This is a genomic window from Paenibacillus sp. M-152 (assembly GCF_003856555.1).
GTDB lineage: Bacteria > Bacillota > Bacilli > Paenibacillales > Paenibacillaceae > Paenibacillus > Paenibacillus polymyxa_C.
In genome coordinates this window covers 3,956,151-3,971,222 of sequence record NZ_CP034141.1, presented here as the reverse complement: position 1 = coordinate 3,971,222, position 15,072 = coordinate 3,956,151, and the positions used below count along the sequence as shown (strand labels likewise).

The window sequence follows — 15,072 nt, the reverse complement described above, 5'->3', positions numbered from 1 at the left end:
GGCTCATTTTCTCACTATACCCTGAATCGACAAGGAGGATCGGTATGACCGCATCCATACAAAAACATGAATATTCATCCGCGCCTCAAGCGGTTTATCTGCATATACCTTTTTGCACGAATAAATGCTTTTACTGTGACTTCAACTCTTATGTGCTCAAGGATCAGCCTGTTATGGAATATCTGTATGCCTTAGAACGGGAGATGGAACATACGGTCAAACTTCACCCGCCAGGAGAGATAAAGACCATTTTTGTCGGGGGAGGAACACCAACAACCCTCAATCCGAAGGAAATGGAATATTTCCTGAAGAGCGTTCGTACCTATTTTCCAAACTGGGCGGAAGATATTGAGTTTTCCATGGAAGCCAATCCTGGCACAACTGATTTTGAAAAACTTTCTGTGATGAAAGAGGGCGGCGTCAATCGACTCAGTTTTGGTGTGCAGGCTTTCCAGAATGATTTGCTTACAGGCATAGGTCGTATTCATAGTACAGATGACGTCTATCGTAGTTTGGAAAACGCACGTAAGGCCGGCTTGGACAATCTGTCGATTGACCTGATGTTCGGTTTGCCGAACCAAACGGTCGAGATGCTGGATGAAAGCGTCAGTAGAGCGCTGGAGCTGGATCTTCCTCATTACTCTATCTACAGTTTGAAGGTTGAAGAGAACACGCTCTTCCACACGTTATACCAGAAAAATCAGCTGCCACTTCCACATGAAGATGACGAACTGGAAATGTATTTGCTCCTTATGCGTCGCATGAAAGAAGCGGGTTATGAACAGTACGAAATTAGCAATTTCGCTAAACCAGGTTTGGGTAGTAAGCACAATATGACTTATTGGCGGAATGAGGATTATTATGGTCTTGGCGCTGGGGCACATGGTTATGTTGGCAGAGAGCGTCATATGAACATTAAGGGCATTAACCCTTATGTGGAGGCTACTCGGAATGGCCTACCGCGTTTGGACAGCTTTGAGGTGCCGACGGCGGAAGCTATGGAGGACTTCCTCATGGTCGGTTTGAGAATGCTGGAGGGTGTGTCCAAATCCCGCTTTGAAGCTCAATTCGGTCAGACATTGGAAGACACGTTTACAGTTCCTCTTAGAAAAATGCTGAATGCAGGATTAATCGAATCAATCGAGGATGGGTATCGTTTGAGCGAACGCGGTATTTTATTCGGAAATGACGTATTTGCAGAGTTCATCGGTTCGATCACGGTAAATTCATAAGTTGCAAGCTTCAATACAGTACATTTTAACTTCGTAAGCTGGGCCATCATTTTATTACACCATTCTGCCACAGCAGGGTAAATGGAGTATTGCGATTCTATGCGTAATGTTGTATATTTATTCATTATATGCGGCAAGCGGCAGGAGGAGAGCAAAATGGCTTCAGTGTGTAAAGATGTATTGTGCAGAAGTGCGGTTCCTGAAGATGTGGAGCCTTTATATCAAATGATTAGCGGCTATGCAGAGCGGGGGATTATGCTGCCACGTTCAAGGGAAGTGCTTACGCGCCAACTGGAGCTGTTTATTGTTGCAGAGGTGGACGGCGAAGTCGTTGGTTGTGGTTCTTTATGCAAATTGGGGGCTGATTTGGTAGAGATTCGCTCCCTTGGTATCTCTGAGGGGCATAAAGGAATGGGAATCGGCTCCAAGCTTGTGGAAGGCCTTATTAGAGAAGCACGGCGGCAACATATCCCTAAAATTATGGCACTGACCTACGAGGTATCCTTTTTTATAAAAAACGGTTTTGATGTAGTTAGCAAAGAGATTTTCCCTGAAAAGGTATGGACTGACTGCATTCATTGCAGTAAACAAAACAATTGTGATGAAATCGCAGTGTTGAAAGTACTGAACTGACCTGTCAATAATGAGGTCAGTTCATTGTTTTTTTATCAGGACGCAGCCTTGCGTATGTGTTACAGCTTACATTATTGTGCCCCTGTTCGTTTCTCAAATGTTTGGAGTAACCACCAAATAAATTGATGATGAGGCTCCAGTTCCGAAGGTATATCACTCAGGCTTCTTATGGGATGGTCCTTATGGTAATCCGTATCATTATAAAAGTATGTAGTGCCATCTAACGGGACTTGACCTTTGTATTTATACAAGGCGACAATATATTTTTCAGACTCTCCAGTTCGGCTTGGACGATATGTGTACTCTTCCCAATCAGCTGGTGTTAAATCATCATAATGTAATATAGCAGTGACACTATATTTTATTTGCTTGGGAATGCTTGGACTGAATTCTTGTGGGTAAAATAAAATGGTATTCCATATGCTTAACAGTATTGTAGGGATCAAGATTAAGGCACACCACAAGGGTCTTAATTTACGAATTAAATGGATCACTGAAATCATAAGGGCAGCGTTCAGAATAAAAACTAGTGGCAAAGCAAGGATTCTTCCTAGACCTGTGTACGGAAACAATTCGATTAAAATGTAAAACATACAAATTGTAGGTGAAAGAGCGATTAATGCGTATAAAAGGTTGCGGCGCTGGCTTCTCAGATCCTATTCCTCCTCAAAGACAATAAAGTTATAACAGTTTGGAGACACAGTCTCAATTTTTTGCATTCTGTATCCCTATACATAAATACGGTTTGGATATGATGAAAAATGAGGGTTTATGTGAAAAAGTGTAAACGCTCTGTTTCCATATCAATAATCAAAATGGATGTAATAAATCTCGTTTATTGAAAATACTGATCTGACTTGACAATGATCAGGTCGGTTTGGTATTTTTGTATTATCAGTTAGCACTCATCTCGAACGAGTGCTAATGATTCCATTTAACAATCATGCTATTATGGATAAACGATAAGGGGGGATTCGCTTGTTAACCGAACGTCAGAGACTCATTTTGAATGCGATTATTGATGACTACATTCGTTCGGCTGAGCCAGTGGGTTCCCGCAGCATATCCAAAAGGCAGGATGTCGGATTCAGCCCAGCCACAATTCGTAATGAAATGTCGGATTTGGAGGAACAGGGCTATCTGGAGCAACCCCATACTTCTGCGGGACGCATCCCGTCTCATAAAGGTTATCGTTATTATGTGGACCATTTGGTGCCACTAAATACACTGAAGCCTATGGAAATGCGGGAACTAAAAGCCTTTTACGCCGAAAAGCTGAATGTAATGGAGCAAGTGATTCAGCATGCATCAGGCATTTTGTCCCATATGACCAATTATACTTCCATCTTGCTTGGGCCGGAGGTGTTTCATACTTCGTTGCGTCATTTTCAGCTGTTGCCGCTCAACGAAACGACGGCTGTGGCGATTATCGTGACCAATACCGGTCAGGTGGAGAATAAAACGGTGGATATTCCACCTGGAATTTCAATTTCCGAGATGGAAAAGGTTGTGAATTTACTGAACAGCAAGCTGGTCGGTGTGCCGATTTATCAGCTTAAATCACGCCTTTACACCGCGCTTGGTCAGGAAATGGAGAAGCATGTGTCTCATTTTGAGGACGCTATGAAGGTGCTGGATAAAGCACTCGATAATGAATCGGATCAGCGCTTGTATTTGAGCGGTGCGACGAACATGCTGAATCAACCTGAATTTAAAGATGTAGAAAAGGTTAAACATATTCTCGATCTGCTGGAGGAAACACCAACGCTGCTTAAACTGATGACTCCTGTAGCCGGAGCCCCTGAAATTCAAGTCCGCATCGGTACAGAAAATGATCATGAAGCATTTGCCAATTGCAGCCTGATTACTGCTACATATGCAGTAGACGGAGAAGCGTTGGGTACGATAGGTATATTGGGTCCGACGCGGATGGAGTATGCGAGAGTTATTAATATTTTGGGTATCCTGTCTAAGGATTTGACCGCAATGCTAACGCAACGGTTTAAATAGAACAAGATCGCACAGGTTGCGGTCCTACATGTTCCGCGCCGGGATACGGCTTGTATCCTGCGCGGGTGCATTGTTGCGTGCTTTTGTATGGGTAGTTATGACTTGAAGGAGGTGAAACATTTTGAAGGAAGAACAAGCGTTCCAAGATGAAAAACAACAAAATGTAAGCACAGAGGAAGCTGCCGAAACGAGCCAGCAGGAAGAGCCGGTGAATGAAGCGGCATCACTGGAAGCCGAGGAAGAAAACACAGAGGTGGCAAAACTTCGTGCAGAGGCTGAGGAGCATCAGCAGCGGTTTTTGCGCGCACAGGCGGATTTTGATAATTTTCGCCGCCGTACACTGAAAGAAAAGGAAGACCTTGCTAAATATGCGTCTATGAAGCTTGTTACCGAGTTGGTGCCTGTTCTGGATAACTTCGAGCGAGCGCTGGCAACAGCATCGCAAGGAGCGGAGTCTGAGTCATTCACCAAAGGCGTGGAAATGATTTTCCGCCAGTTTGAGAGTGTGCTTCAGGCAGAGGGAGTGACGGCCATGAATGCAGTGGGACAACCGTTTAATCCTGATTTCCACCAGGCTATTATGCAGGTAGAGAGCGAAGAGCATGATGAAGGCATCGTCGTTGAAGAGGTACAAAAAGGATACATGCTGAAGGACAAGGTGCTTCGTCCAGCGATGGTAAAAGTTAGCATGTAACTTTTTCTATATACATTAGAATTACATCATTTTGATTCAACCATTCTGGCCTGAGGGCCTCGTATATACAGAAGGAGGAATTGTCCGATGAGCAAAGTAATCGGTATTGACTTAGGTACAACCAACTCTTGTGTGGCTGTTATGGAGGGCGGCGAAGCCGTCGTTATTCCAAATCCGGAAGGCGCGCGCACAACCCCTTCCGTTGTCGGTTTCAAAAAAGATGGGGAGCGTACTGTAGGGGAAACGGCAAAACGCCAAGCAATTACGAACCCGGATCGTACAATCATGTCCATCAAGCGCCACATGGGTACAAATCATAAAGAAAACATCGATGGTAAGGAATATTCCGCACAGGAAATTTCCGCTATGATTTTGCAAAAGCTGAAAGCTGATGCTGAAGCTTACCTGGGCCAAACGGTTTCTCAAGCGGTTATCACTGTTCCAGCTTACTTCAATGATGGTCAACGTCAAGCAACTAAGGACGCAGGTAAAATTGCCGGTCTGGAAGTTCTGCGGATTGTCAATGAGCCAACAGCAGCTGCATTGGCATATGGTATGGAAAAATCCGAAGACCAAACGATCCTCGTATATGACTTGGGCGGCGGTACATTCGACGTATCCATTTTGGAACTGGGCGATGGTTTCTTCGAAGTTAAAGCAACAAGCGGCGATAACAAGCTGGGTGGCGATGACTTTGACCAAGTGATTATTGATTACCTCGTAAATGAGTTCAAGAAAGATCAAGGTATTGACCTGAGCAAAGATAAAGCAGCTGTACAACGTCTGAAAGACGCAGCAGAAAAAGCGAAAAAAGAACTGTCCGGCGTGCTGACAACGACAATTTCCTTGCCGTTTATCACAGTAGCTGATGGCGTTCCACAGCATTTGGAGTTGAACCTGACTCGTGCGAAGTTTGAAGAATTGTCTGCAGGTCTGGTTGAACGTACTTTGGGACCTACTCGTCAAGCGATGAAAGATGCAGGGATGAGTGCTAGCGACATCGATAAAATCGTTTTGGTCGGCGGCTCTACACGTATTCCAGCTGTACAAGAAGCAATCAAAAAGCTGACAGGTAAAGAGCCTCATAAAGGCGTAAACCCTGATGAAGTAGTAGCTTTGGGCGCAGCAGTTCAAGCAGGTGTATTGACAGGTGATGTTAAGGACGTCGTTCTCCTTGACGTAACTCCACTGTCCCTCGGTATTGAAACCGCAGGTGGCGTATTCACCAAAATGATTGATCGTAACACGACAATCCCTACGAGCAAATCGCAGGTATTCTCGACGTATGCCGACAATCAGCCTAGCGTAGAAATTCACGTGCTGCAAGGTGAACGCGAAATGGCAGCAGGCAACAAAACACTGGGCCGTTTCCAATTGGGAGATATCCCTCCAGCACCACGTGGTGTACCGCAAATCGAAGTTACTTTCGACCTCGATGCGAACGGTATTGTGAACGTATCTGCTACAGATAAAGGCACAGGTAAAAGCCAAAAAATTACGATCACATCTTCTAGCGGCTTGAGTGACGAAGAAGTAGAACGTATGATGAAGGATGCCGAGTTGCATGCGGAAGAAGATAAGAAACGCAAAGAGTTGGTAGAAGCGAAAAACGCTGCGGACCAACTGATCTACTCCGTAGACAAAACGATTAAAGATCTGGGCGAAAAAGCGGATGCAGGTGAAGTCGAAAAAGCAAATGCAGCTAAAGAAAATCTGCAAAAAACGCTGGAATCCGACAACCTGGAAGACATCAAAAAAGCTACTGAAGAACTGACTGAAATCGTTCAGCAATTGTCTGTGAAATTGTATGAGCAAGCTGCTCAAGCAGCACAAGCTCAAGACGGAGCAGCAGACAGCAAAGGCCGTGACAATGTTGTTGATGCGGACTATGAAGTTGTTGACGAAGATCAGAAGAAAGACTAAGCAACGGATCGGGTAGTGTAACTTTACGGTATACCGGTACGTTATGATATACTGAACAGTAATTGCAGCGTAGCTGCCTTGATAAATAACAATTAGCCTAAGGGTAACCGTTATTTCCAAGATAAATAAGCATATTACGGGTTGTACTGCCTTGAAATGATGGGAAGGTCAGAGCCGGGTCATCCCGCGCCTTTGGCTTTCCTTTTATATGTAGTGCAGACACGTTGTAGGCATGGGGGTGGAACATTGGCTGATAAGCGTGATTATTATGAGGTGCTAGGTGTCGCAAAAGGCGCTTCGGATGAAGAAGTCAAAAAGGCTTACCGCAAGCTTGCGCGTCAGTATCATCCGGACGTGAACAAGGCTGCGGACGCAGAAGCTAAATTTAAAGAAGTAAAAGAAGCTTACGATGTTCTCAGCGATGGTCAGAAGCGGGCAAGATACGACCAATACGGTCATGTAGACCCAAATCAGGGCATGGGAGGCGGCTTTGGTGGTGCCGACTTCGGTGGCGGGTTTGGTGATATTTTTGATATGTTCTTTGGTGGCGGCAACGGTCGGCGTGATCCGAATGCACCGCAACGAGGGAACGATCTTCAATATACGATGACGATTGAATTCAAAGAAGCGGTGTTTGGTAAAGAAACCGACATTCAAATTGAACGCACGGAAACATGCGATACGTGTCATGGTACAGGAGCCAAGGCGGGCACTCAACCACAGACCTGTTCCGTCTGCCATGGCAGTGGACAAGAAGAAGTGGTACAGAATACACCGTTTGGCCGCATGGTTAATCGACGCGCTTGTTCCAATTGCGGCGGTTCCGGAAAAATTATCAAGGAAAAATGTACGACTTGTAGCGGATCAGGCCGTGTCCGCAAGAAACGTAAAATTCATATTCGCATTCCGGCGGGTGTGGATGACGGCGCACAAATGCGTATCAACGGGGAAGGCGAAGGCGGTGTCAACGGAGGACCGGCTGGTGACTTGTACGTCGTATTCCGTGTGAAGTCGCACGACTTCTTTGAGCGTGAGGGAGACGATATCTACTGTGAAATTCCGCTGACGTTTTCACAGGCAGCATTGGGAGATGAGGTGGAGATCCCAACGTTGACCGAGAAAGTGAAGCTGAAAGTTCCAGCAGGCACACAAACAGGCACTTATTTCCGTCTTAAAGGAAAGGGTGTGCCAAAACTGCGCGGCGTAGGTCAAGGTGACCAGCATATTAAGGTAGTTGTGGTAACGCCTAGCAAGCTGAGTGAGGAACAGAAGGATTTGCTGCGTCAGTTCTCTTCGCTTAGTGGAGAGCAGACACATGAGAATGAGCAGTCCTTTTTTGATCGTGTGAAGCGGGCTTTCCGAGGCGACTAAGCCAAAGTCTAAATCGCGGAGCTTCAATCATGAATCCGAGGGGACTATTCCGCAATTGCGGGATAGTCCCTTTTTTTATATTCACGTAAACACATACATAGCCATTTTTGTATAACCAAAGTTAACTATTGAGCTTCTATCAACTAGAAAGGGGTGAGTTCCATCGAAAAAATACGGACAAGTCTGCGTCGGGGTAAGCCGCTTTTAAAGCTCAGAGGTCTAATAACGCTGCTCGTATGTCTGGTTATGGCACTTGTGCTCCTGCCAGTAACACTGTTATTTGCGGAGAGAGTTGAGCTTGAAACGGAGAAGGGGCTTGAGGAAAAGGCAATGTCCATTGCCCGTACACTCGCCCATACACCACTTATTATCGAGCAATTGCAACAGACGGGTTCTTCTCCTTCCATGCAGGAGTATGTGAAGAAGGTCTCAACAGCGAATCATATCCAATTTGTCGTGGTTATGGATATGAAGGGAATTCGTAAAACGCACCCCGATGCTAGGAGGATTGGCAAAGCCTTTGTCGGAGGAGACGAGTATACTGCACTTCATGGTCAGGAGAGCGTGTCCGTTGCAAAGGGGACATTAGGCATGTCCATGCGAGCCTTTTCCCCCGTGTTCAGTGTGACGGGAAAGCAGGTAGGGGCAATTGTTGTTGGTATATCCATGCAAGATATACAGCGGGCCCAGGAAGGCAACACCCGTCTTATTGCTATCGCCATTGGTATCGGAATGTTGATTGGCACAGGAGGAGCGGTTGTGCTGGCTCGTAAAATCAAAAATATGCTGGTCGGTCTGGAACCGCCGGAAATCGCACGTTTGCTGGAGGAACGCAGCGCGATGTTGCAGTCCATCAAGGAAGGAGTCATTGCGGTAGATGAATGCGGTCGTATCATGCTGATGAATGCAGAAGCGATCCGTCTACTGAGGCAAGCGGGGATTGAAGACTTCTCATTCTCTGGACAGGAAATTACTGTTTATTTATCTGCTTTCCGATTACAAGAGGTCTTGGAAGTAAGCACTCCACTGATGGATGAGGAGATGGAGTTGGGTGGGATCACCTTGCTGACCACCAGTGTTCCGATACGGGTCAAAGGAAAAATTGTCGGAGCCATTGTAACCTTTCGGGATAAGACGGAGATGAACCAGCTTGCGGAACGGTTGACAGGAGTTTCCTTGTACACGGAAGCACTACGCGCACAGGCTCATGAATTTATGAACAAGCTGCATGTCATTATGGGGATGGTGCACTTGCGAATGTATGATAAACTGGAGCACTATATTATGGATGCCGTCGAGCATCATCAAGTAGAGATAGGTTCCATTACTCGGCAGCTTAAGGACCCAGTTATGGCGGGGTTTGTGTTAGGAAAATTAAGCCGGGCCAGAGAGGCAGGGGTAAGTTTTGAACTGACTCCGGGTAGTCACTTGCCTGAATCCAGTCAAACTCAAACGACTCACGAACTGATTACTATTCTTGGCAATCTGTTTGATAATGCGGTGGAGGCGATGGAATCTCTGGAGCACAAGCGGATTACCCTTTCACTTTATTATGAGGAAAACCAGAAGCATGGCTGTCTGACCTGTATCATGTGCGACAATGGTCCGGGTATACCGGAGGACCTTGTGAAGGCTATTTTTGAAAAAGGTTTTTCGACCAAGGGAGAGTCACGAGGGATGGGACTTTATCTAGTGGCGCAAAGCGTGAAGAGGCTACAAGGTAGTGTAAAGTTGATCCCAGTCGAGCAGGGGTGCTGTTTTCAGATTAAGATTCCATACATTATAGCGGGGAATGATGAACATGATTAATGTCCTGATTGTAGAAGATGATCCGATGGTTGCAGAATTTAACCGCAAATATATGGAGCAGGTAGAGGGTTTCCAATGTGGCGGTTGGGCTTCTTCGGTGGAAGAGGCTAAGAAATATTTAGCTGAACAAGCCATTGATCTAATATTGCTGGATGTGTATATGCAAGAAAGTAATGGCCTCGATTTACTGTCATTCATACGGGAGGCTGGAGTGAATGTGGATGTTATTGTCATCTCAGCTGCAAGTGACATGAGCAGTGTCAAAAAGGCGATGAATTTTGGCGCTGTGGATTATTTGATCAAGCCTTTCCACTTTAACCGTTTTCTAGAGGCACTTACCGGGTATCGAGAGCACATTAGTATTGTACGTGAGCGCAGTCTACTATCGCAGGAGGAGCTGGATCGACTGATTTATCATAAAAGCTTGACTAAAGACTTGGCACGGTTGCCCAAGGGGATAACGAAATCCACGCTGGCTATGATATGGAATTGTATCCAGCAGCATCATAAGGTTCTATTTTCCACGGAGGATATTGCGGAGAGTGCAGGGATCTCCAGGGTGTCTATGCGCAAGTATTTGGCTTTTATGACAGAGATTGAAGTGCTTTCTATGGAAACTATATATGGTACCATTGGACGCCCTGTTTACCAATATCAGGTTTTGCCGCAGGCAGAAGGAATCATCAATAGTTATATTTAGCCCTATTTCTGATTACTTTAGTTACAAAAGTTAGTTCTTAGTTTTAAAACCAAATAAAGCGTTTTCCAAGGTGTAGAATGGGAACATGATCATCATTCTTCACTTTATGGAGGGAGATTTATGGAAAATGCTACGAACCAGCCTGTCATTCAAAAGGGGCAAAGAAATACTGTAGATGGGTTTAGGATGCTGGGGAGGATAAAGGTGGGAGTGATTCCTCTTCCGCTATATGCCGTGATCGCGCTAATTGTTTATGCGGCTGCAATTACAGAAAGACTTCCGAACGATCTATTAGGCGGGTTTGCCGTCATCATGATTTTAGGTATATTGCTCAGTGATCTGGGAGCCAAACTTCCGCTGCTTAAACATATAGGCGGGCCAGCCATTTTATCCCTTATGGTTCCATCGTTAATGGTATTTTGGAATATGTTCAGTCCATCTGCGATGGGGGCTGTGCACACGCTTATGAAAACCTCGAATTTTCTTTATTTTTACATCGCATGTCTAGTAACCGGCAGTATTCTTGGTATGGATCGCAAAATGCTAATGAATGGAATTGTCAAAATTTTTGCCCCCATTATCATAGGATCTATTGCTGCTGTTGCCGTCGGTATGGTAGTGGGTATGACTTTTGGCTATAGTGCTTATCATACATTTTTTTTCATCATCATTCCGATTATTTCCGGCGGGATTGGAGAAGGCATTTTACCGTTGTCCATTTCGTATGGAATGGTACTGGGCAAGGATTCTGCAGTATTCGTATCCCAGTTTATCCCGGCTGCAATTATCGGTAACATTGTTGCAATTATAGGGGCAGGCGTCTTGAAGAGATTAGCGGAGAAAAAACCAGAAACTTCTGGTAACGGAAGGTTGTTAAAACTCGAAAAAGACAAAGGTGAGTTATCTCCGGTAAACTTGGGACAATCCGTTTCTTTTCCATTAATGGGTGGTGGTCTGTTGTTGGCCTGTACTTTCTTTATTGTGGGTAAGCTGCTGGAGCCGTATCTCCATATTCCAGGGCCGATTCTCATGATTTTGGCGGCGGCATTAATTAAATGTGTTCAGATCATGCCGAACACATTGGAGCAGGGAGCTTTTCATTTGTACAAATGTATAACCGCTAGTCTGACGTGGCCCTTGATGGTGGGGTTAGGTATTTTGTATGTGCCATTAGATAGTGTAGTTGGGATTCTAACGGTTCCTTATGCGATTACCTGTGCATCTGTAGTGGTTGCATTGATTGTTACTGGATACTTCACAGGAAAATGGATTCACATGTATCCCGTAGAAGCTGCTTTGGTGACCAGTTGTCGCGGCGGATTAGGGGGCACGGGCGATGTAGCCATTCTGTCTGCATCCAATCGGATGGAACTGATGCCTTTTGCCCAAATTGCTACACGGATTGGCGGGGCGGGCACGGTCATTTTAGCCACCTTGTTACTCCAATTATGGAGCTGATGAGATTTATACACAGGACTGAGTTTCATATCCAAATAGAGGCATGAAAGGACGGAGAAAAAATATGAGCAGTTTAATAGATGAAATTAGAGAATTACATGCAGGTGGCAAAATGGAGACCTTACCCAAGAAGCCAATTGAAACGATGGAGGGGTTATCCAAAGTTTATACGCCAGGTGTAGCTGAAATTTGCATGGAAATCGCCAATGACCCAGCCAAAGCATATCAATTAACGATCAAAAAAAATACAGTAGCGGTCGTATCAGATGGAACCGCGGTACTTGGATTGGGAGATATCGGGCCAGAGGCTGCTATGCCTGTGATGGAGGGTAAAGCAGTACTGTTCAAACAATTTGCAGGTGTCGATGCATTCCCCATCTGTCTCAATACGAAGGACCCTGATGAGATTGTTCAAATTGTCAAAATGATCGCTCCTGCCTTTGGCGGCATTAACTTGGAAGATATATCTTCGCCACGCTGTTTTGAGATTGAAAGACGGTTGAAGCAGGAACTCGACATCCCAGTATTTCATGATGATCAGCATGGTACGGCAGTTGTTGTATTAGCAGGTTTGGTCAATGCACTAAAGGTATGCGGCAAAAAAATGGAAGATGTCAAAGTAGTATTTGCCGGGATCGGTGCGGCAGGTATGGCCTGCTCCCGTATGCTGCTCAAGGCAGGGGTACGCAATCTGATTGGCGTGGATCGGCAAGGAGCCATTCACCGTGGTGTAGAATACAGTAACCCGCATTGGACAGAATATGCGAACATGACTAACCCGCATAATTTAAGTGGAAGCTTATCTGAGGTAATTGTGGGAGCTGATGTTTTCATCGGTGTATCTGGTCCAGATATACTGACTGTGGAAGACATACAGAGCATGGCAACTGATCCTATCGTGTTTGCTATGGCGAATCCGAAGCCAGAAATTGATCCGGCTGTAGCCTTACCTTATGTGCGTGTGCTTGCTACCGGCCGCTCCGATTTTCCTAACCAGATTAATAACGTGCTGTGCTTCCCGGGAATTTTTCGGGGCGCTCTGGATTGCCATGCCAAGACGATTAACGAGGAGATGAAACTGGCAGCCGGTCTTGCCATTGCTGATGCCATTTGCCCTGAGGAGCTAAGTGAAACTTATATCATACCGAATGTTTTTAATGCGAAGGTGGTTCAGAAGGTACGGGATGCTGTTATTCGCGCAGCCTGGGAGACAGGAGTAGCCATGTCAGGAGAAGCTCCGGCCGCTACTTTACATCCGTAAAAGTTATGGTCTTCACGAACTTTAGTTCATGGTCTTGGCCTGCTGTTCTTGATAATGTCTGTATCTGTTTAGCCCTTCGTGGAGAATATAAAGTCTTGCCAATGAGCAGGATATAACAAAGCGTAACGGTCTATGTTCTCAACCAAGGTTACGCTCAATACTACACAGGGAGATTTTGGGATGGGCGAAAAAAATATTTTGGCGTATTTCAAAAGTCCTGAGGAAGCACAGGGAGCCGCGAGAAAATTGGAGGCTCTCCGGGTAACGGATATGTCGATAGATCGTTTTAGCCGGTATCCGCGGCAGTCTACGGGCAACGCCGGACTGCCTGTGTTCTCGGGACAGATTAGCAGCTTGTCCTCACTCACACAGGGCGTGGATTTTACAGATGCGTCTCCTGCAATACTGGCTGCGGCTGATCCTGCTGCCAGTGGCATGAGTGATGGAGGACAAGGTGGACCGACCGGCCGCGATATTTTGTTGACTGCGGTGGTGGATGAATCCATTCATCATCAGGCGATGTCTATTGTGGAACAAGCGGGTGGAATGCTGTGACAAGTTTGGAAGGAGCAGTGACCGATGTCTAAAAACAAACGGTTCGATAAAGTGCTGACCAAAACCGAGAAAATCAAACGCATGCAATCTGCCAAAAACGAAGATGTTGAGTTCTCGGCAGAGCAGGCAGATGCTGAGGATCTGGAAGCGATCCGGCGTAGTGAAGTAGCTGACCGCCGTCAGCAACGTATCATAAACGACAACGAGTAGAATACAATAAGGCGGGTATCCCATCTAAAAAGGTGATTTGCGGGATAGCCCGTCTTATTTGTGTTTTCCCCTTGTTCTATTCATTATCCGCTACATGCTGTTGCGCTAAAAACTAGAGGGCTAAAGATAAAGGCAGTAGTCGCAGGTGTTTGATTTTCAATAATGAGTCCATCTGCTTTTTTGAACTCCTATGCGAGTATATAGTACAATGTAATGTATGCATGTGAAATGAGGAGGAAATGTAAACCATGTTGTGGAATGAAATTACAATACATACAAGCGAGGAAGCTATCGAAATGATTTCGAATTTTCTGCACGAAGCAGGTGCGGGAGGGGTTTCCATTGAAGAATCCGGTTCGCTCAACAAGCCTCGGGATACGTCTTATGGACAGTGGTACGATCGCCCTTTGAACGATATTCCTGAAGGACAAGCGATCATCAAGGGCTATTTTGCTGAAGAAATAGACATGGACAGCGTGCGTGCACAAATTGAGCCGCGGGTTGAACAATTGAGAACATTTGATATTGACCCTGGCGAGGTTCGGTATGAGCTGAAAACGGTCAACGAGGATGACTGGGCTAATGCCTGGAAGCAATATTTCAAGCCTTTACGTGTATCGGATCATTTGACCATCAAACCGACTTGGGAAGAGTATGAGCCTGCGAGTGAAGATGAAAAAATCATTGAGCTCGATCCGGGTATGGCCTTCGGCACTGGTACACATCCGACGACATCCCTTTGCCTGAGAACGCTGGAATCCGTGATTCAGGGTGGAGAAGAAGTCATTGATGTTGGTACAGGCTCCGGTATCTTAGCCATTGGAGCGATAAAGCTGGGAGCAAAGCATGTACTTGCCTTGGATCTCGACCCGGTGGCGGTATCGAGTGCGCATGAAAATACGCGTTTGAACGGACTAGAGGAACATATCACCATTAAAGAAAGCGATTTGCTCTCTGTGCTTAATGCAAGCGATCCAACGCTGGGGATCCAGCTGCCAGTCAAGCTGGTCGTAGCTAATATTTTAGCTGAGATCATTTTGCTGTTCATTGATGATGTATATAAAGCCTTGGAGCCAGGTGGCATTTATATTGCTTCAGGGATTTGGAAGAACAAAGAAGAGGTTGTCGAATCTGCGTTGAAGGCAGCTGGCTTTGAGATTGCCGAAATCAGCCGAGATGAAGATTGGCTGGCGTTTGTGGCGAGAAAGAGGTAAGC

The 15,072-nt window shown here is 45.7% G+C and carries 14 protein-coding genes; 13 read left to right on the top strand and 1 reads right to left on the bottom strand.

Going from position 1 to position 15,072, the window contains the following annotated elements:
* The first annotated feature begins 44 nt into the window (after window positions 1-44).
* Window positions 45-1,232: a radical SAM family heme chaperone HemW gene (gene hemW / locus EGM68_RS17230; RefSeq protein WP_040103291.1), complete on the top strand. Its 1,188-nt coding sequence runs from the start codon at window positions 45-47 to the stop codon at window positions 1,230-1,232.
* A gap of 156 nt (window positions 1,233-1,388) precedes the next feature.
* A complete protein-coding gene (locus tag EGM68_RS17225; protein ID WP_025674283.1) occupies window positions 1,389-1,865 on the top strand; it encodes an N-acetyltransferase in 477 nt (158 codons plus the stop codon).
* A 71-nt stretch (window positions 1,866-1,936) separates the two neighbouring features.
* Here EGM68_RS17225 and EGM68_RS17220 read toward each other — a convergent pair whose 3' ends face one another.
* Window positions 1,937-2,401, bottom strand: a complete 465-nt coding sequence (locus EGM68_RS17220; protein WP_040103292.1) for a hypothetical protein — start codon at window positions 2,399-2,401, stop codon at window positions 1,937-1,939.
* 442 nt (window positions 2,402-2,843) lie between these two features.
* Between EGM68_RS17220 and hrcA the strand changes: the two genes are divergently transcribed.
* The 11 genes from hrcA to prmA all read left to right on the top strand — a co-directional run bounded on the left by hrcA (window position 2,844) and on the right by prmA (window position 15,070).
* A complete protein-coding gene (hrcA, locus tag EGM68_RS17215) occupies window positions 2,844-3,875 on the top strand; it encodes a heat-inducible transcriptional repressor HrcA (protein ID WP_013372178.1) in 1,032 nt (343 codons plus the stop codon).
* A gap of 121 nt (window positions 3,876-3,996) precedes the next feature.
* The gene (gene grpE / locus EGM68_RS17210) at window positions 3,997-4,569 is read left to right on the top strand and encodes a nucleotide exchange factor GrpE (protein WP_040103293.1); all 573 of its coding nucleotides are present in this window, start codon (window positions 3,997-3,999) and stop codon (window positions 4,567-4,569) included.
* Window positions 4,570-4,656: 87 nt separating this feature from the next.
* Entirely contained in the window at window positions 4,657-6,492 is a 1,836-nt protein-coding gene (gene dnaK / locus EGM68_RS17205) for a molecular chaperone DnaK (protein ID WP_013372176.1), read from the top strand.
* A gap of 246 nt (window positions 6,493-6,738) precedes the next feature.
* Entirely contained in the window at window positions 6,739-7,863 is a 1,125-nt protein-coding gene (dnaJ, locus tag EGM68_RS17200) for a molecular chaperone DnaJ (protein WP_013372174.1), read from the top strand.
* A 153-nt stretch (window positions 7,864-8,016) separates the two neighbouring features.
* Window positions 8,017-9,672, top strand: coding sequence for a DcuS/MalK family sensor histidine kinase (gene dcuS / locus EGM68_RS17195; protein ID WP_080771905.1), 1,656 nt, complete (start codon window positions 8,017-8,019; stop codon window positions 9,670-9,672).
* Complete coding sequence (gene dcuR / locus EGM68_RS17190) at window positions 9,665-10,372, top strand: two-component system response regulator DcuR (protein ID WP_040103295.1); 708 nt, start codon at window positions 9,665-9,667, stop codon at window positions 10,370-10,372. Before dcuS ends, dcuR begins: the two co-directional genes overlap by 8 nt.
* Before the next feature lie 120 nt (window positions 10,373-10,492).
* A complete protein-coding gene (locus EGM68_RS17185; RefSeq protein WP_129549644.1) occupies window positions 10,493-11,830 on the top strand; it encodes a 2-hydroxycarboxylate transporter family protein in 1,338 nt (445 codons plus the stop codon).
* Between the two features lie 64 nt (window positions 11,831-11,894).
* A complete protein-coding gene (locus tag EGM68_RS17180; protein ID WP_064962102.1) occupies window positions 11,895-13,091 on the top strand; it encodes an NAD(P)-dependent malic enzyme in 1,197 nt (398 codons plus the stop codon).
* Window positions 13,092-13,271: 180 nt separating this feature from the next.
* A complete protein-coding gene (locus tag EGM68_RS17175) occupies window positions 13,272-13,646 on the top strand; it encodes a hypothetical protein (protein ID WP_016821610.1) in 375 nt (124 codons plus the stop codon).
* A gap of 24 nt (window positions 13,647-13,670) precedes the next feature.
* Window positions 13,671-13,856: a YfhD family protein gene (locus EGM68_RS17170; RefSeq protein WP_016821609.1), complete on the top strand. Its 186-nt coding sequence runs from the start codon at window positions 13,671-13,673 to the stop codon at window positions 13,854-13,856.
* Window positions 13,857-14,104: 248 nt separating this feature from the next.
* Entirely contained in the window at window positions 14,105-15,070 is a 966-nt protein-coding gene (prmA, locus tag EGM68_RS17165; RefSeq protein WP_129549643.1) for a 50S ribosomal protein L11 methyltransferase, read from the top strand.
* Window positions 15,071-15,072 lie beyond the last annotated feature (2 nt).